General features: G+C 67.3%; 14 protein-coding genes and 1 pseudogene. 7 read left to right on the plus strand and 8 right to left on the minus strand.

The window, feature by feature from the left end; genetic code table 11:
* Nucleotides 1-138 precede the first annotated feature (138 nt).
* From VN779_RS04185 to rpmH, 8 genes are all read right to left on the minus strand, one after another.
* Nucleotides 139-1,206, minus strand: a complete 1,068-nt coding sequence (locus VN779_RS04185) for a ParB/RepB/Spo0J family partition protein (protein ID WP_325720297.1) — start codon at nucleotides 1,204-1,206, stop codon at nucleotides 139-141.
* A complete protein-coding gene (locus VN779_RS04190) occupies nucleotides 1,203-2,168 on the minus strand; it encodes a ParA family protein (RefSeq protein WP_414639572.1) in 966 nt (321 codons plus the stop codon). Before VN779_RS04190 ends, VN779_RS04185 begins: the two co-directional genes overlap by 4 nt.
* Before the next feature lie 471 nt (nucleotides 2,169-2,639).
* A complete protein-coding gene (gene rsmG, locus VN779_RS04195) occupies nucleotides 2,640-3,326 on the minus strand; it encodes a 16S rRNA (guanine(527)-N(7))-methyltransferase RsmG (protein ID WP_325720300.1) in 687 nt (228 codons plus the stop codon).
* 162 nt (nucleotides 3,327-3,488) lie between these two features.
* Entirely contained in the window at nucleotides 3,489-4,019 is a 531-nt protein-coding gene (locus VN779_RS04200; RefSeq protein WP_325720302.1) for a protein jag, read from the minus strand.
* 68 nt (nucleotides 4,020-4,087) lie between these two features.
* Entirely contained in the window at nucleotides 4,088-5,185 is a 1,098-nt protein-coding gene (gene yidC / locus VN779_RS04205; protein ID WP_325720304.1) for a membrane protein insertase YidC, read from the minus strand.
* Nucleotides 5,186-5,220: 35 nt separating this feature from the next.
* Nucleotides 5,221-5,493, minus strand: a complete 273-nt coding sequence (gene yidD / locus VN779_RS04210) for a membrane protein insertion efficiency factor YidD (protein WP_325720305.1) — start codon at nucleotides 5,491-5,493, stop codon at nucleotides 5,221-5,223.
* Entirely contained in the window at nucleotides 5,490-5,864 is a 375-nt protein-coding gene (gene rnpA / locus VN779_RS04215) for a ribonuclease P protein component (RefSeq protein ID WP_325720306.1), read from the minus strand. Before rnpA ends, yidD begins: the two co-directional genes overlap by 4 nt.
* 6 nt (nucleotides 5,865-5,870) lie before the next feature.
* Nucleotides 5,871-6,008, minus strand: a complete 138-nt coding sequence (gene rpmH, locus VN779_RS04220) for a 50S ribosomal protein L34 (RefSeq protein ID WP_325720308.1) — start codon at nucleotides 6,006-6,008, stop codon at nucleotides 5,871-5,873.
* A gap of 553 nt (nucleotides 6,009-6,561) precedes the next feature.
* On the opposite strand from rpmH, the gene dnaA reads away from it, so the two are divergent.
* The 7 genes and pseudogenes from dnaA to VN779_RS04255 all read left to right on the plus strand — a co-directional run.
* Nucleotides 6,562-8,127, plus strand: a complete 1,566-nt coding sequence (dnaA, locus tag VN779_RS04225; protein ID WP_325720310.1) for a chromosomal replication initiator protein DnaA — start codon at nucleotides 6,562-6,564, stop codon at nucleotides 8,125-8,127.
* A 1,028-nt stretch (nucleotides 8,128-9,155) separates the two neighbouring features.
* Nucleotides 9,156-10,292, plus strand: a complete 1,137-nt coding sequence (gene dnaN / locus VN779_RS04230) for a DNA polymerase III subunit beta (protein WP_325720312.1) — start codon at nucleotides 9,156-9,158, stop codon at nucleotides 10,290-10,292.
* A gap of 244 nt (nucleotides 10,293-10,536) precedes the next feature.
* Nucleotides 10,537-11,451 carry a phosphogluconate dehydrogenase (NAD(+)-dependent, decarboxylating) gene (gnd, locus tag VN779_RS04235; protein WP_325720314.1) on the plus strand — a complete coding sequence of 305 codons (915 nt, stop codon included), beginning with the start codon at nucleotides 10,537-10,539 and terminating at the stop codon, nucleotides 11,449-11,451.
* A 168-nt stretch (nucleotides 11,452-11,619) separates the two neighbouring features.
* Nucleotides 11,620-12,840 (plus strand): annotated as a pseudogene (gene recF / locus VN779_RS04240) (DNA replication/repair protein RecF); the annotation flags it as partial.
* 71 nt (nucleotides 12,841-12,911) lie between these two features.
* Complete coding sequence (locus VN779_RS04245; protein ID WP_325720317.1) at nucleotides 12,912-13,454, plus strand: DUF721 domain-containing protein; 543 nt, start codon at nucleotides 12,912-12,914, stop codon at nucleotides 13,452-13,454.
* A gap of 380 nt (nucleotides 13,455-13,834) precedes the next feature.
* Complete coding sequence (gene gyrB / locus VN779_RS04250) at nucleotides 13,835-15,946, plus strand: DNA topoisomerase (ATP-hydrolyzing) subunit B (RefSeq protein WP_414639571.1); 2,112 nt, start codon at nucleotides 13,835-13,837, stop codon at nucleotides 15,944-15,946.
* A gap of 153 nt (nucleotides 15,947-16,099) precedes the next feature.
* A partial coding sequence (locus tag VN779_RS04255; protein WP_325720319.1) for a DNA topoisomerase (ATP-hydrolyzing) occupies nucleotides 16,100-17,790 on the plus strand: 1,691 nt, incomplete at its 3' end.

Below are 17,790 nucleotides of genomic sequence, written 5' to 3' on the forward strand. Positions count from 1 at the left end.
GTAGCGGCCCGGCACGGCGATGGTCCCCCTGTTCCACGTGAAACATAGGGGACCATCGTGTGCGTTGTCGGATCGGGTGAGTGCAGGCTTCGGTGTAGCTGTCTTCGATCTAGCGCAGGCTGCTACGCCTCGGCTGCGTTAAGCGTCACGGGATCGCGCCCGTACGCGCTCACCCGGGACAAGCGAGGAGATGATGCGTTCCAGATCCTCGATCGAGGCGAACTCGACCACGATCTTTCCGCGGCGTGCACCGAGGTCCACGCGCACCCGGGTCTCGAGTCGATCGGAGAGACGCCCGGCGAGTTCGGAAAGTTCGGGGGAGACGCGGCTTCCGGCGCGTACCTTGCGTGGCGAGCGGGCCCGTTCGTTCTCCGGGTCGCCGACCGCCACGATCTCTTCCACCGTGCGCACCGAAAGCCCTTCGGCGATGATGCGCTCGGCGAGGCGCTGCTGTTCGTCGGCGGTGTCCAGGCCGAGCAAAGCTCGTGCGTGTCCGGCGCTTAGCAAGCCGCTGGCGACGCGCAACTGTACCTTCGGCGGCAGCTTGAGCAGGCGCAGGGTGTTCGATACCTGCGGCCGGGAGCGGCCGATCCGGTCGGCCAGCTCCTCATGCGTGCAGGAGAAGTCCTTGAGCAGCTGGTCATAGGCGGCAGCCTCTTCCAGCGGGTTGAGCTGAGAGCGGTGCAGGTTCTCCAGGAGCGCGTCGAGCAGCATGCGCTCGTCCTCGGTATCCCGGACGATCGCCGGAATGCGCTCGAGGCCGGCCCGCTGGGCGGCGCGCCACCGGCGCTCGCCCATGATGAGCTCGTACTTGCCGCTGCCGCTCGGCCCTTCCCGGCGCACCACGATCGGCTGGAGCAGACCCACCTCGCGGATCGAGTGGATCAGCTCGTCCATCGCGGTCTCGTCGAAGTAATCGCGAGGCTGCTTGGCGTTCGGCACGATCGCGTCGATCGGCAGTTCGGCGAAGTGCGCCCCGGGGACCTCGTCGGCCACGATCGCGGCGGCCACGAAGACCGGTTCGGTGGATTCCGGCTCGTCGTCGAGGTCGGGCCGGTAGATCTCGCCGAGCGGCAGGCGCCGCTGGGGGACGGACGGCGCGGCCGCCGGAGCGGTCAGCGCCGAGGTTCCCTCGGCTCCCTCCGCGGGCATCGTCGGGATCAGCGCCCCGAGTCCGCGGCCGAGTCCCCGTCGGCGGTCGTTCATCGCTTCACCTCAGCGTCGATCCCAACTTGTGTGCTGCCGTGCTTGCTTTCCTCATCCAACTGCACCGGGATGCCGGCGACCTTTTCCCGCGCCGCCCACCGATCGGCGATTTCACGGGCCGCCTCCCGATAGGCAAGCGCGCCCGTCGAAGCGGGGTCGTACGTCATCACCGTCTGCATGTAGCTCGGTGCCTCGGAGATGCGCACCGAGCGCGGCACCGAGGTACGCAGGACCTGCTCGGGAAAGTGGGTGCGAACCTCGTCGGCGACCTGGGAGGCCAGCCGGGTGCGCGCGTCGTACATGGTCAGCAGGATCGTCGAGACGTGCAGGTTGGGATTCAGGTGGGCACGCACCAGCTCGATGTTGCGCAGCAGCTGGCCGAGCCCTTCCAACGCGTAGTACTCGCATTGGATCGGGATCAGCACCTCGTTGCCCGCCACCATCGCATTGACGGTCAGCAGCCCGAGTGAGGGCGGGCAGTCGATCAGGATGTAGTCGATCGAGCTGTGATAGGCGGACAGGGCACGCTGCAGCCGGCTTTCCCGCGCCACCATCGAGACCAGTTCGATCTCCGCGCCGGCTAGGTCGATAGTGGCCGGGGCGCAGAAGAGCCCTTGGATATCGGCGACCGGCTGGACGATCTCCTCCATCGAGTACCGCTCGATCAGTACGTCGTAGATCGAGGGGATCTCGGAGTGGTGGTCCACGTTCAGCGCCGTCGAGGCGTTGCCCTGCGGGTCGAGATCGACGACGAGCACCTTCGCTCCGCCCTGGGCAAGCGCGGCGGCGATGTTGACCGTCGTGGTGGTCTTGCCCACCCCACCCTTCTGGTTCGCTACCACGAAGGTGCGGGTCTGCCGCGGTCGCGGCAATTCCTGGTTGCTGCGCGAGAGTGCGGCTATGGCCGCCTCGGCCTCGCGGGCGATCGGAGTGTCTTCGGATCGGCCGCGGCCACCGTGCAGCAGATCGGTGTCCACCTCGGGGTGCACCTCAATGATCTCGCGTGCGTTCGCTGCCGGCGGCTGGTCGTAGGGCATCGGCCAACTCTCTTCCTCCGTCGCCGAGACGACGGCTCGTTCGGCGTCCGCGGCCCGCGGGTCGAGCTGCCAGGACCAGCTGAAGCCGTCCGGCGGCGTCGGCAGGTCCCGCGACTCGTCGAGCCGCCATCCGCGCGGAAGCGGCTCCCCGGTCGAATCCGCGCGTCCTAGGTCCGAGGGCGATTCACCGTGATCGGGATCGTCCTGCGAAAAAGCACTGTACTGACCGTGCGCGACCATCATGTCCCCTCGCCGCCTCGGTCGGAGAAACTACAGAGTCAGTCGCGGCGCGTTTCCCCTGGCAACTCACTCGTAGGGGTTACGTTTCACGTGAAACCCTCGCTGCTTAAGCAGAGCGGCTCCGTGAGACGTGCGCGCAGAGAGGCGGTGTCACATTTAACCACGGGTACCGCGGCGAGAGCGCTGTACCGCGGCCCGGAATCCGTTAGGGCCCAGATCGATGCGGATGACGCGTGTCGCGGCGTCGCCGAGCATCGTGCCGACTTCCACCACTCCCCACGTCTGGGCCCCAAGCCCGGCGAGCGTCGGCGCTACCGTAGCGAGTTCCTCGGCGGCAGCTTCGCCTTTCAAGGCAAGCATCCGGCCGTTGGGTCGCAACAGCGGCAGACACCAACCGACGAGCCGCTCCATCGGCGCTACCGCCCGCGCGGTCACGACGTCCGCGCCCATCCTGCGAGCCCAATCCTCAGCCCGCCCGCGCAGCACCTCCGCGTTGTCGAGCCCCAGCGTGTCCAGGCACTCGTCGAGGAAGACGGTCCGGCGAAGCAACGGCTCCAGCAGTGTCACTCGTAGATCGGAGCGAGTGGCCGCGAGTACCACGCCCGGCAACCCGGCTCCGGAGCCGACATCGACGACATGTGCGCCCTGCGGAACCAGGTCCGCCAGCGCAGCGCAGTTCATCAGGTGCCGCTCCCATAGCCGGTCCACCTCCCGCGGGCCGATCAGTCCGCGCTCGACGCCCGGCCCAGCCAAGAGCTCGCCGTATCGCTGAACGACCGGCAGCGCCGGGCCGAACAGATCGACGGCCGCCTGCGGCGGTGCGGGCAGCTTCGCTTCGAGCATCGGGCTTTCCTCAGTTTCACGTGGAACGGCGGCCATCATCATGCCAAGTATGAGACCTGGTCAGCACCGAACCTCAGCTGCCGCAAAACGAACCGGCCCCGCCTCGAGAAGAGGGGGGCCGGCCGCGATCGGTTCCAGAGCGGAACTGAGCTCACCGAATGTTCACACCGGAAGGACGACGACCCGCCGGTTCGGCTCTTCGCCCTCCGACTCACTGCGCAGCCCCGCGGCCGCGACGGCGTCGTGCACCATCTTGCGCTCGAACGGGCTCATCGGCGCCAGCTTCACCGGCTCGCCACTCTCCTTGACCTTGCGGGCCGTGTCGGTGCCGAGCCGCTCCAGGGCCGCGCGCCGCGCCGCCCGGTGTCCGCCGACGTCGAGCATCAGGCGGGTGCGCTCGCCGGTCTCGCGAGTCACCGCGAGCCGGGTCAGCTCCTGCAGCGCCTCGAGCACCTCGCCGCTCGACCCGATCAACTGATCCAGGCTCGTGCCGACGATGGAGACCGAGGCGCGGTCGCCCTCCACATCCATGTCGATGTCCCCGTCGAGGTCCGCGATGTCGAGCAGCCCCTCGAGGTAGTCGGCCGCGATCTCGCCTTCCTCTTCAAGCCGGCTGATCTCGTCCTCATCCGGCTTCGCGGACGCCTCTTGCGCCGACTCCGACTGCGTCGCCTCGACGGCTGATTCCGTCACCGTGCACTCCCTCTACGTCTCTCTTCGCCCGCGTCGCCGGGCGCCACCCTCGGGGATCCCCCGAAAAGCTATTTCTTCCGCCCACTGCGTGTGGTGCGAACCGGCTGATTGCGCTGCGGCTTCGGCGGGGCGTCCGCGATCTCCTTGGTACCGGTGGCGTTGCCCGCGCCGGCGCCCTTGGCCTTCGCCGCGCCCGTGCTCTTGGCTCCGTTGACCGGCTTGGTGCCAATCGTGCCCCCCGTCTTCTCGCCGGCCCGCGGCGGAACGGCGTCGACCGGCTCGTCGCCCGTGCCCGCCTTCTTCGCGGCCTTCGCCGCCTGCCGCGCCAGGTGCGCCTCATGCGCCTTGGAACCGGGCAGTGGGCTGTTGTGCAGCACGTAGAACTGCTGGCCCATGGTCCAGAAGTTGGTCGTCAACAGGTAGATGAGCACGCCCACCGGGGCGATGAAGCAGAAGAAGGCCATGAAGACCGGCATGATGTACATCATTGCCTTCTGCTGCTGGACCATCGGGTTGTCCGGCGCGCTGTTCTTCAGGATCATCTGCCGCTGCGTAATGAACTGCGTCGCCACGTAGACGATCGTCATGCCGATGATGACGCCCTTGACCGTGGTGGGGCTCGACCCGTTCAGCGTCTTGGCGGTGGCGTTGAAGTGTGCTGAGATCGGCGCGCCGAAGATGTGCGCCTGATTCGCGCTGGCGACCAGCACGGTGCTCATGAAGAAGATCGGGTGCAGGTTGGCCACGTTGTAGAGCAGCCGGTACAGCGCGGTGAAGAACGGCATCTGCACGATCAACGGCAGGCAGCTGGCGAACGGGTTGGTCCCGTGCTCCTTGTAGAGCGCCATCATCTCGCGCTGCTGCCGCGCCTGGACCTCGCGCTTGCGCGCCGGATCGAACTTCGCCCGCTCGAGCTCCTTCTTGTACTTCTCCTGGAGCTTCTTCACCTCGGGCTGCACGACCTGCATCGCGCGCATCGACTTGATCTGCTTGACGAACAGCGGGATCAGCGCGGCGCGGATGACCAGCGTCAGGAAGACGATCGAAAGCCCCCAGGCCCAACCGCTGGTCGGCGCGAAGACCGTGCCGAACAGCTTGTGGAACTGGACGATTATCCAGCTGACTCCCCAGATCAGCGGACTCAATAGCTGGTCATACCACTGCACGGTCAGGCTCCTCGGCTCGACTCACACCCACGAAATCACACGGAACGGCGCGCCGAAGCAGCGTCCCCATCCACATCCACTATCCGCCACGCGCCGCGTGGAGGCACCGGATCGACGCCGCCGGCGCTCCACGGATTGCATCGCAGGATCCGCCACGCCGTCAGAATCGAGCCTTTCACCGATCCGTGTACCGCTATGGCCTCGTACCCATAGTGCGAGCAGCTCGGGTAGTAGCGACACACCGGTCCCAGCATCCGCGAGATTGTCAGCTGGTATAGCCGGATCAACCCCATCAGCACATACTTCATCGGCGTCCCCCGAGCCGTCCGAGCGCCGAGTCCAGGTCTCTGGCCAATTCCCGGCCAGCAGCCCCGGCGGCCGCAGGCAACGCCCGGACCACCAGCACCGCGCCCTCAGGTAGCCGATCGAGCCGTTCCGCGACCAGATGCCGCAGCCGGCGCTTGACCCGGTTGCGAGTGACCGCAGGACCCACCGCCTTGCTCACGACGAAGCCCGCACGGGCAGGACCCGTACGGGCTTCGGCAACGCTCGGGTCCGACACGTCCAGCTCAGCCCGCCACAGGTGTGCGACGAGGGTCGGCCGCCCCGCCCGGCGCCCGCCGCGGATCGCGCGGGCGAACTCGTCGCCCCGCTTCACTCGGCGGTCTGCGGGCAGCACCTGAAACTAGGCGGAAAGGTTGCGTCGGCCCTTGGTCCGGCGCGACGAGAGGATGGCCCGGCCGGCGCGCGTGCGCATGCGCAGCCGGAAGCCGTGGGTCTTGGCACGACGCCGGTTGTTCGGCTGGAAGGTGCGCTTGGTCACTGGGGCTCCAGACAGGTGCTGATTCGGTCCGCTACGCCTCGATGCCTAAAAGATGTTGTGTGGAGCGCTTGCTGCTCCGCGGCCCGCACTCGTCGCACTGAAGGCGCCTAATCCGCAGGCATGGCACAACGCCGGTCGGCATCTCGACCTGCTTACGGTACGCGGACGATCGGCGACGGGTCAAACCGCCCGTTGCGATCACGCACTGGCACTGCTACTAAGCCGATCGCGACTGTCGTAACGCCTGGCGGCCGTCCTTACGCATCGGGACCCGACGTTAAGCACAGACCTGTGGACAACAAGTTGAACAGGGGGCGTCGGATGACTACCGTCATCCGAGTCGCTATTGCCGGTCGAGTCGCCCGAATCCAGGTCCGCACCATGTCTGAGCTGCATACTTCGCGGCCGCGGCGGATGCGGGCCAACCCGTGCGGCCGCCCCGGGGGAAACACCGGCGACCCCGCGCAGTCAGACGCCAGGTTTTCCACAGGGCTTGTGGAAAACTTGTGGACGGGCGCGACCCCTGCCCAGACCCGACCCGTGAGTGGTAGCCGTGCCTGACGATCCTTCCCGTTCCGTTCCCACGGACGGCGGTCCGCTGGACTTCACGTCAGTGTGGGCTGCGTTCCTTTCCAGCGTCGACGCGGCCGACTCGGTCAGTCCGGGGGACCGGGCGTTCCTTCGTGTGATCGTGCCGATGGCGCTTGTCGGCGACACCGCGTTGCTGAGTGTGGGCGACGAGTTCTCCAAGGGTGTGCTGGAGACCAAGCTGCGGGATCTGATTACCTCTGGGCTCGGCCGCATCCTCGGCCAGGAAATGCGGATCGCGGTCACGGTCGCGGCGGCCAAGCCGGCGCCGGCTCAAACCGCGCCGCGCCTTCCCTTCGCGCCTGCCCACGAGGACCGCCTTACCGCCGACCCCGAGGGCTCAGAGCAGCCGATCTCCGGGCAGCCTCCGATCCCGCCGCCCACGCGGAGCCCCGAGTTCGCTGACGGCGCGCGAGCCGATGAGGACTCCGCGAACCATGCCGCTCCGCGGCCCTCGCTGGCGAGTCACGGAAAGCAGCAGGGGACGAAGGAGGGGGAGAACGCCAGGCTCAACCCGAAGTATCTCTTCGAGACCTTCGTTATCGGTTCGAGCAACCGGTTCGCGCACGCGGCCGCGGTGGCTGTGGCCGAGGCGCCGGCGAAGGCGTACAACCCCCTGTTCATCTACGGCGACTCCGGGCTGGGCAAGACCCACCTGCTGCACGCGATCGGCCACTACACCCGCTCGCTGTACCCGGGCACAAAGGTGCGGTACGTCAGCACCGAGGAGTTCACCAACGACTTCATCAACGCGATCCGCGACGGCAAACAGGACCTGCTGCGCCGCCGCTACCGCGACATCGACATCTTGATGATCGACGACATCCAGTTCCTGGAGAACAAGGAAGGCACCCAGGAGGAGTTCTTCCACACCTTCAACGCGCTACATAACTCCAACAAGCAGATCGTCATCTCGAGTGACCGGCCGCCCAAGCAGCTGACCACCCTCGAGGATCGGCTGCGGTCCCGGTTCGAGTGGGGCCTGATCACGGATGTGCAGCCGCCGGAGCTGGAGACCCGCATCGCGATCCTGCGCAAAAAGGCCGCGCAAGAGGGGTTGAACGCGCCGCCCGAGGTGCTTGAGTTCATCGCCAGCAAGATCTCCACCAACATCCGCGAGCTCGAGGGCGCACTGATCCGGGTGACCGCGTTCGCCTCGCTCAACCGCGCGCCAGTGGACTTTCCGCTCGCCGAGGCGGTGCTGCGCGACCTGATCCCGGACAGCGGCGGGTCCGAGATCACCAGCGCGACGATCATGGCGCAGACCGCCGCCTACTTCGGTCTGTCGATGGAGGACCTCTGCGGCACCTCACGCAGCCGCGTACTGGTGACGGCCCGTCAGATCGCGATGTATCTGTGCCGGGAGCTGACCGACCTGTCGCTGCCGAAGATCGGCCAGCAGTTCGGTGGCCGGGACCACACCACAGTCATGCACGCCGACCGGAAGATCCGTCTACTCATGGCCGAGCGCCGTTCGATCTACAACCAGGTCACCGAGCTGACGAACCGCATCAAGTCGATGCGCGGCTGACTGCGTCTCTTACCGCACTCACTCTGCACCTAACGCATCGGTGTATCCACAGGCATGTGGAAAAGTCATCGCGCTATCCACAGCTCTGTGTGGATAACTACGCGCGCGACGCTACTGCCTTATCGGATACCGCTCTCGGATTATGCACATTGTCCACAGGCTATCCACAAAGCCGTCCACAGCCCCGTACCGCAAGCACACGAGCGAGTTCTTTTCGTCCGGAACCGGGCGTGTCATCTCACACCGCCCTGAATTAGTCGACTAATGTCCCCATCAACGCAGCGACGTGAAGCTCTCTGCGAAAAACGACATAACGGACACCAGTCGAGCCCTAACCGCCGGTTTCCCACACCCTGTGGATGCCTGGGGATAACTTCTGTGCATAAACCACGCAGGTCGTGGCTGCTTCACTCATCTGAGTGAACGCGTTATCCCCAGCCCTGGTGATCAACTTGGGGACAGGCTGTGTAAAACCCGGCCTCGGCTGTGGAAACCGTGGGGATAACTTTTCTTCATCCACAGGTCACCCTGGATTATCCCCAGGTTGTGCACATGCCCCTGTGCACAAGAATTCTAAGCTGAGCTGCGAAAACGGCCGTTTTCCACATATCCACAGCGCCTACTACTACGACTACAGAGATATAGAATGGGATCCCGAAACACAGTCGCCTCGGCGCGAATCTGTGGAAAACTCTCGTCGGTCGTCTGAGGTCCAACCTCTGCGAGCCCCGATAAGCTGGCGCCCACTGCAGCGCCGAGCCCCTCATTCGCCTTTCTTCCATCCACCGCCTGTGGAAAAACCTCCGGCCCTCCGCAACCGCTCCGGCGGCGGACGACCGGACTCCGTAACCGACTCGCACCGGTTCCATCGGCGGCGCACCTGATGTCGGCGGAAGGCGGCATGATGGTGGCCGGCGCGGCCGCCCGACCCGGCGCGACCAAGCCAGCGCCGCGCGTCAGAATCCATACCCAGCCGTATCCGGCCGTCGAGGCCGGCGGCGCCCCCCACTGCCAGGAGGCGGATACCGGTGAAGTTCCGAGTGGAACGCGACGTACTTGCCGACGCGGTCGCCTGGACCGCCCGTTCGCTGCCGGCCAGGCCGCCCGCCCCGGTGCTCGCTGGTCTGCTGCTGCGCGCCGAGGGCGGCCTGCTCACCGTCTCCGGCTTCGACTACGAGGTCTCGGCACGCTCCGAGGTGTCCACCGAGGTCGAGGAGGAGGGCACCGCGCTGGTCTCCGGCAAGCTGCTGGCCGAGATCACCCGCTCACTGCCGAACCGGCCGGTGGAGATCGCCACCGAGGGCTCGAAGGTGACCCTCATCTGCGGTACCTCCCGGTTCACCCTGCAGACCATGCCGGTGGACGACTACCCGGCGCTGCCGCAGATGCCGGGAGCCAGCGGCGCCATCGCAGGCGCCACCTTCGCCGCCGCCGTGGCGCAGGTCGCCGTCGCCGCCGGCAAGGATGACACGCTGCCGTTCCTTACCGGCGTGCGCGTGGAGATCAACGGCGACACCCTTCGCCTCGCCGCCACCGACCGCTACCGCCTGGCCGTGCGCGAGATCCTGTGGAAGCCGGAGCGCGCCGATGCCGAGGCGGTCGCACTCGTCCCGGCCAAGACGCTCTACGACATCGCCAAGTCGCTCACCTCTGGCGAGTGGGTCACCATCGCGCTCTCCGGCGAGGACGGCTCGGCAGGCGAGGGCCTGATCGGATTCGAGGCTGGCGGCCGCCGCACCACCACCCGGCTGCTCGAGGGCGAGTTCATCAAGTACAACGCGCTCTTCCCGGCCGAATACACCGGCGCCGCCGTCATCGAGACCGCCCAGTTGATCGAGGGGGTCAAGCGCGTCGCCCTGGTCGCCGAGCGCAACACGCCGATCCGGCTCAACTTCTCGGCCGGCCAGGTCACCCTGGAGGCCGGCTCCGGCGACGAGGCGCAGGCCTCGGAGACGATGGACGCAGTCTTCGACGAAGAAGACATCTCCGTTGCCTTCAACCCGGGTTACCTACTCGAAGGCCTCGGCGCGATCGATGCCCCCTACGCGCAGCTGTCCTACACGACCTCCACGAAGCCGGCCGTGCTCACCGGCCGCCCTGCCGTGGACGCCGATCACGACCCGGCTTATCGCTACCTGATCATGCCGATCCGCCTCTCCGGCTGAGCCCGGCTCCGGACGGCTCAACAGCCTCCGGCCGACCCTGCTCGCGCAGAGCGCTCGCCGGATCGTCTGTCGTCTCTATCCAGGCGACGAAGCGGCGCGGGTACCGGCCGCAGGCGAAGTGTGCGGCAACCGGGCGCGGGCGATACGGTCGATCCCGGAAGCAACAGCGTCGTTGGGCGGCAGGGTCGGACGGACCCGCGGAGCGGTCACAGCCTCGGCTCCGGGACAGCAGAGAGAAGGCGTCATGGAACTCGGACTCATCGGTCTGGGCAAGATGGGCGGGAACATGCGCGAGCGCATCCGCCAGGCCGGGCACACCGTGGTCGGATACGACCGCAGCCCGGACCTGTCGGACGTCGGCTCGCTCAAGGATCTGGTCGGCTCGCTCTCCGCGCCGCGGGTGGTGTGGGTGATGGTCCCGGCCGGCGGCCCGACCCACTCGACCGTCGAAGAACTCGGCGAACTGCTGTCCGAGGGCGACGTCGTGGTGGACGGCGGCAACTCGCGGTGGACCGATGACCAGAAGCACGCCGAGCAACTGGCGACCAAGGGCATCGGCTTCGTGGACGCCGGAGTGTCCGGGGGAGTCTGGGGTCTGCAGAACGGCTATGGGCTGATGGTCGGCGGCGACGCGGCGAACGTCGCGAAGGTGCAGCCGATCTTCGACGCGCTCAAGCCAGAAGGCGAGTTCGGGTTCGTGCACTCCGGCGGCGTCGGCGCCGGGCACTTCTCCAAGATGGTGCACAACGGCATCGAGTACGCGATCATGCAGGCCTATGCCGAGGGCTGGGAACTGCTCGAGGCCGTGCCTGAAGTCACCGACGTGCGCGAGGTCTTCCGGTCCTGGAAGGAGGGCACCGTCATCCGGTCCTGGCTGCTTGACCTGGCGGTCGCCGCGCTGGACCAGGACGAGCACCTGGAGAAGCTGCGCGGGTACGCCGAGGATTCCGGCGAGGGCCGCTGGACGGTCGAGGCGGCCATCGATCACGCCGTGCCGCTACCGGCGATCACCGCCGCGCTGTTCGCCCGGTTCTCCTCCCGCCAGGAGGACTCACCCTCGATGAAGATGGTCGCCGCGCTGCGCAACCAGTTCGGCGGACACGCGGTCACCGGCGTCGACGGCAAATCCGCCGCCGAACACCGAACCCCCGGAGCCTGACGGTTCGCCGCGCGCCGGTTCTCGGCCGGCGCGCCCGGCGAACCTCGGCGGAATCTCAGCTCACTTGTTACTTCTACGGCGCAGCAGTGCGTTAACGCCGCGCCAAACCAGCAGCGTGACCTCAGGGCAGCGTCGTAGTAGAGCAGCGTCATATTAGGAACGTGGGCAGTGCGTCTCAGCCATCTGTCGTTGGCCGACTTCCGGTCGTATGCCGGTCTTGAGCTTCCGCTCGAGGCCGGCGTCGGCGTGTTCGTCGGCCGCAACGGGCAGGGCAAGACGAACGTGATCGAGGCGATCGGGTACCTGGCCAACCAGGGCAGTCACCGGGTCGCCCAGGATGCTCCGCTGGTGCGCGCCGGGGCCGAGCGAGCCGTGGTGCGTGGCGCGGTGCGGCATGAGGATCGCACTGCGCTGGTCGAACTGGAGATCAACCCTGGCCGGTCGAACCGTGCCCGGCTCAACCGCGCGCCGGTGAACCGGCCTCGCGACGTGCTCGGCTACCTGCGCACCGTGCTCTTCGCGCCGGAGGATCTGGCGCTGGTTAAGGGCGATCCCTCGGAACGGCGCCGGTTCATTGACGAACTCCTCGTCGCCCGCGCTCCGCGGTACGCGGCCGTGCGCGCGGACTACGAAAGGGCACTCAAGCAACGCAACGCACTGCTGCGCTCCGCGTCGATGATGCGCCGCGCAGCACGCGGAGGTCAGGCGCCTGATCTGAGCACCCTCGATGTCTGGGACGCACACCTGGCCAAGGCCGGCGCGCAGCTGTTGGCCGCAAGACTCAGACTGCTGCGCGCGTTGACGCCCTTAGTCGACAAGGCATACGGAACCATCGCGGGTCACCCAGGCGCGACGATGGAGTACCGGCCGTCCTGTCCGCTGGACCCTGACACGAGCGTTGAAGATCAGCAGTCGACGGCTGACTCCGCGAGCGCGTCAAACGCGACCACATCCGGCGCAACTGTCGCGAACCGTCCGCCGGACGCCTCCGAGCTCGAAGCCGCGCTCGCCGCGGCCCTCGCCCGCTCCCGCCCTGACGAAGTGGACCGCGGCATCACCCTCGTCGGGCCGCACCGCGATGACGTCCTGTTCGCCATCGACTACGGCAGTGGACCCCTTGCCGCGAAGGCCTACGCCAGCCACGGCGAGTCCTGGTCGTTCGCGCTCGCTGTGAAACTGGCCTCTTATGAACTGCTCCGGTCTGATGGCATCGAACCGGTATTACTGCTCGACGACGTCTTCGCCGAGCTGGATTCTTCGCGCAGGGCACACCTGGTCGCGGTCGCCGCATCCGCCGAACAGGTTCTGATCACCGCCGCCGTCGATGCGGACGTTCCGGCCGAACTGGGTGGTGTTCGCTACGACGTCACCAAGGGGGCGGTAACGCGTCGAGACGCGCAAGATGAGAGCGAGCCGGCCGCCGAGGGCGAAGCCACTGTGAGCGCTTCGGAGCCGTCTGCATGACCGAATCCGAGAACGTCTCAGGCCTGCGCGGCGCTGACCTGGCCCGCGCCGCGCTCACCGCGGCGCGCAAGCGGGCACGCGAGATCGAGGAAGGCAGGGCGCTGCGACGCGGCTCCGCGGAGGCCAATGCCCGGCGATCCAGCGCACGTCCCGACGAGCGCGATCCCCAGCCGCTGGAAGCCACGCTCTCCCGCCTGCTCGCTGAGGCCGGTTGGGAGGCCCCGGCCGCCGTGGGCGGGATCATCCACGGTTGGGCAGACATCGTCGGCCCGCGAATCGCCGCGCACTGTGCTCCGGTCTCGTACGAGGACGGCGTGCTCACGGTGCAGACCGACTCGTCGGCTTGGGCCACTGAGCTGCGTCACCTGTCATCCACGCTGCTCTCCCGCCTCAACGCTGCGGTACCGCGCCGAACCGTACCCGGAGGCACACCGCGCGATGCGATAGAGCGCATCTCCGTGCTCGGGCCGAACCCGCCGACCTGGCGCCGCGGTCGGCTGTCCGCAAACGGCGGTGCTCGAACCCGACGCGTGCCCTGACCGTGTAGTTCTCCGAACGCGCGTGTAGTTCTACGAACGCGGTAGAACCGGCAACCACGCACTTCAGGGGCTAAGTAGCCGCCAAACGCCCATACGGATCACGCGTTGTGCAGCCGACTATTCTGCGACAATCGGGTGTTATGGCTCGGCGCCGCAAACGACGCCGTCATCGCGCCGAGCGTTTATCGACCCCCCGGCGCGTGGGGGGACACTTAACTAAGGGTGGATCAGCTCAGAAGCGCTGTCAGGGCGCGTGTGCCGCATCTTGTCCCCGCGAACCGGTAGAATGGAACAGGTTCCAGGCGATCGAGGACTTCCGGCTGGCGGCGACCCCGTCGCTGCTCCTTCCCGTCCTTCGTCCGCCTGCCGCTGGTGCCGCGATGGCGCGCTCCAGTTCCTCGCCTTGTGGCCCCGGCGTCTTCCCCAGCCGGCCGGTGCCGCTGACGTTGAGAAAGGGTTTCGCGTCCGTGGTCGCTTCAGAGCAGTCCGTCCAGTCCGCCCCGGCGGTTGACCAGAACACCGCTGCGCCCGCGGCCGCCAAGAGCGGAAACGGCGACTACGACGCCAGTGCGATCAGCGTCCTCGAAGGCCTCGAGGCGGTCCGCAAGCGGCCCGGTATGTACATCGGGTCGACCGGCGAGCGCGGCCTGCACCACCTGGTCTACGAGGTGGTCGACAACGCCGTGGACGAGGCGCTGGCCGGCTACTGCGACGCCATCGAGGTCACGCTGCTGGCCGATGGTGGCGTGAGCGTCGTCGACAACGGCCGCGGCATCCCGGTCGGCATCGTGCCCGGCCAGGACAAGCCCGCCGTCGAGGTGGTGCTCACCGTGCTGCACGCGGGCGGCAAGTTCGGCGGCGGCGGATACCAGGTTTCCGGCGGCCTGCACGGCGTCGGCGTCTCCGTGGTCAACGCGTTGTCCACCCGGTTGACCGTCGCGGTCAAGACCGAGGGCGCGTTGTGGACACAGGAGTACCTGCGCGGCGCTCCCACCGCCGACCTGCACAAGGGCGAGGCCACCACCGACACCGGCACGACGGTCTCCTTCTGGGCCGACGACGAGGTCTTCGAGACCACCACCTACAACTTCGAGACGCTCTCCCGCCGGTTCCAGGAGATGGCGTTCCTCAACCGCGGCCTGACCATCTCGCTGACCGACGAGCGCCCCGAGTTCAAAGACGAAGAGGGCAACGGGCGGTCGGTGACCTTCCGCTACGACGGCGGCATCGCCGACTTCGTCCGGCACATCAACTCCGCCAAGGGCGAACTGGTGCACCCGCAGGTCATCGAGTTCCAGGCCGAGGACACCGACCGCAAGATCTCCGCCGAGATCGCGATGCAATGGAACACCCAGTACTCCGAGGGGGTGTACACCTTTGCGAACACGATCAACACGCCGGACGGCGGCACGCACGAAGAGGGCTTCCGCTCCGCACTGACGAACATCGTCAACCGGTACGCCAAAGACCAGAAGCTGCTGAAGGACAAGGACGACAACCTCGCCGGCGAGGACATCCGCGAAGGCCTGACCGCGATCATCTCGGTCAAGCTCGGCGAGCCGCAATTCGAGGGCCAGACCAAGGCCAAGCTCGGCAACACCGAGGCGCGCACCTTCGTCCAGAAGATCACCTACGAGCAGCTGGCCGACTGGTTCGATCGCAACCCGAACGAGGCCCGGGACATCGTGCGCAAGTCGATTCAGGCGGCCACCGCCCGGATCGCCGCCCGCAAGGCCCGCGAGCTGACCCGGCGCAAGGGCCTGCTGGAGAGCATGGCGCTGCCGGGCAAGCTGGCGGACTGTCAGTCCACCAATCCCGGCGAGTGCGAGATCTTCGTGGTCGAGGGGGACAGCGCCGGCGGCTCGGCCAAGTCCGGCCGCGACCCCAGGGTGCAGGCCATCCTGCCCATCCGAGGCAAGATCCTGAACGTGGAGAAGGCCCGGATCGACCGGGTGCTGCAGAACAACGAGGTCCAGGCGCTGATCTCGGCGCTGGGCACCGGCGTGCACGACGACTTCGACGTCTCCCGGCTGCGGTACTACAAGATCATCCTGATGGCGGACGCCGACGTGGACGGTCAGCACATCACCACGCTGCTGCTCACGCTGCTGTTCCGCTTCATGCGCCCGCTGATCGAGGCCGGCCACGTGTACCTGGCCGCCCCGCCGCTCTACAAGGTGAAGTGGACCAAGGATGACTTCTCGTACGCCTACTCGGATCGCGAGCGTGACGCGCTGCTCGCGGCCGGCTCCGCGGCCGGGCGCCGGCTGAAGGACGACACCGTGCAGCGGTTCAAGGGTCTGGGCGAGATGAACGCCGAAGAGCTGCGCATCACCACGATGGACCGCGAATCGCGCATCCTGCGCCAGGTCACGCTGGACGACGCGGCGCAGGCCGACGAGCTGTTCTCGACCTTGATGGGCGAGGACGTCGAGGCACGCCGCTCGTTCATCCAGCGCAACGCCAAGGATGTGCGGTTCTTGGATATCTGACGCTGGCTCGACGCCTGACGCCCCGTCCGGCGCGCGCTTGCCTTCCTTGCAGGCCCTCGCCGCGCGCCGCGATCGGACAGACGGCCAGCACTGAGTCTTCTAGACAGTGTCTTCAAAAAACCGCCCTTCGTAGAGCAGAAGGAAAGACCCTCCGTGGCAGACGAGATCAACCCGGCCGGCCCCGCCGAGCCCGCCGCCCCCGTGACCGAAGGCGCCGTCGCCGCTCCCGCGATCGAGGACACTGGCGATCGCATCGAGATGGTCGACCTGCTGACCGAGATGCAGCGGTCTTACCTCGACTACTCGATGGCGGTGATCGTCGGCCGGGCGCTGCCCGAAGTCCGCGACGGCCTCAAGCCGGTACACCGCCGCGTGCTCTACGCGATGTACGACGGCGGCTACCGGCCCGACCGCGGCTACTTCAAGTGCGCGCGCGTCGTCGGTGAAGTCATGGGTGTCTACCACCCGCACGGCGACTCCGCGATCTACGACACCCTCGTCCGCCTCGCCCAGCCGTGGGCGATGCGGATGCCGCTGGTGGACGGTAACGGAAACTTCGGCTCGCCGGGCAACGACCCCGCGGCCGCGATGCGGTACACCGAGTGCAAGCTCGCCCCGCTCGCGATGGAGATGCTGCGGGAGATCGACGAGGACACCGTCGACTTCAACCCGAACTACGACGGGCGCTCAAGCGAACCCGTCGTGCTGCCGGCCCGCTTCCCCAACCTGCTGGTCAACGGCTCCTCCGGGATCGCGGTCGGTATGGCCACCAACATCCCGATGCACAACCTGCGCGAGATCAACGACGGCGTGCAGTGGTACCTCGCGCATCCCGAGGCCGCCCCGGCCGAGCTGCTCGAAGCGCTCATCGAACGGATCAAGGGCCCGGACTTCCCGACCGGCGCGAAGATCGTCGGTCGTCGCGGCATCGAGGACGCGTACCGCACCGGCCGCGGATCGATCATCATGCGCGCCGTGGTCGAGGTCGAGGAGATCAACGGCCGCGCCTGCCTGGTGGTCACCGAGCTGCCGTACCAGGTGAACCCGGACAACCTGGCCTCCAAGATCGCCGAGCTGGTCAAGGACGGCAAGATCCAGGGCATCGCCGACGTGCGCGACGAATCCTCGTCCCGCACCGGCCAGCGGCTGGTCATCGTGCTGCGTCGCGACGCGGTGGCCAAGGTCGTGCTGAACAACCTCTACAAGCACACCCAGCTGCAGGACACCTTCGGCGCCAACATGCTGGCCATGGTGGACGGCGTGCCGCGCACCCTCTCGCTGGACGCGTTCATCCGCTACTGGGTCGAGCACCAGGTCGAGGTCGTCGTCCGGCGCACCCGTTACCGGTTGCGCAAGGCTCAGGAACGCGACCACATCCTGCTGGCCCTCCTCAAGGCCCTCGACGCCATCGACGAGGTCATCGCGCTGATCCGGGCCAGCCAGACGGTGGACGCCGCCCGGACCGGCTTGATGAACCTGCTGGAGATCGACGAGATCCAGGCCAACGCGATCCTGGAGATGCAGCTGCGCCGGCTGGCCGCCCTCGAGCGGCAGCGGATCGTGGACGAGCACGAGGATCTGCTCGTCAAGATCGCCGAGTACCGGGCGATCCTGGAGTCCCCGGAGCGGCAGCGGCAGATCGTCTCCGAGGAGCTTCAGACGATCGTCGACAAGTACGGCGACGAGCGGCGCTCGCAGCTGGTGCCCTACGAGGGCGACATGTCCATCGAGGACCTGATCCCCGAAGAAGACATCGTCATCACCATCACCCGCGGCGGCTACGCCAAGCGCACCAAGACCGACCTGTACCGCTCGCAGAAGCGCGGCGGCAAGGGCGTGCGCGG

The organism is Actinocrinis sp., assembly GCF_035605935.1.
Taxonomy (GTDB): Bacteria; Actinomycetota; Actinomycetes; order Streptomycetales; family Catenulisporaceae; genus Actinocrinis.

Excerpts from the sequence above, each read along its gene's own strand:
- VN779_RS04185 (WP_325720297.1), bottom strand. The coding sequence starts at position 1,206 with ATGAACGACCGCCGACGGGGACTCGGCCGCGGACTCGGGGCGCTGATC.
- rsmG (WP_325720300.1), bottom strand. The coding sequence starts at position 3,326 with ATGCTCGAAGCGAAGCTGCCCGCACCGCCGCAGGCGGCCGTCGATCTG.
- yidD (WP_325720305.1), bottom strand. The coding sequence starts at position 5,493 with ATGAAGTATGTGCTGATGGGGTTGATCCGGCTATACCAGCTGACAATC.
- gnd (WP_325720314.1), top strand. The coding sequence starts at position 10,537 with ATGGAACTCGGACTCATCGGTCTGGGCAAGATGGGCGGGAACATGCGC.
- VN779_RS04245 (WP_325720317.1), top strand. The coding sequence starts at position 12,912 with ATGACCGAATCCGAGAACGTCTCAGGCCTGCGCGGCGCTGACCTGGCC.
- gyrB (WP_414639571.1), top strand. The coding sequence starts at position 13,835 with ATGGCGCGCTCCAGTTCCTCGCCTTGTGGCCCCGGCGTCTTCCCCAGC.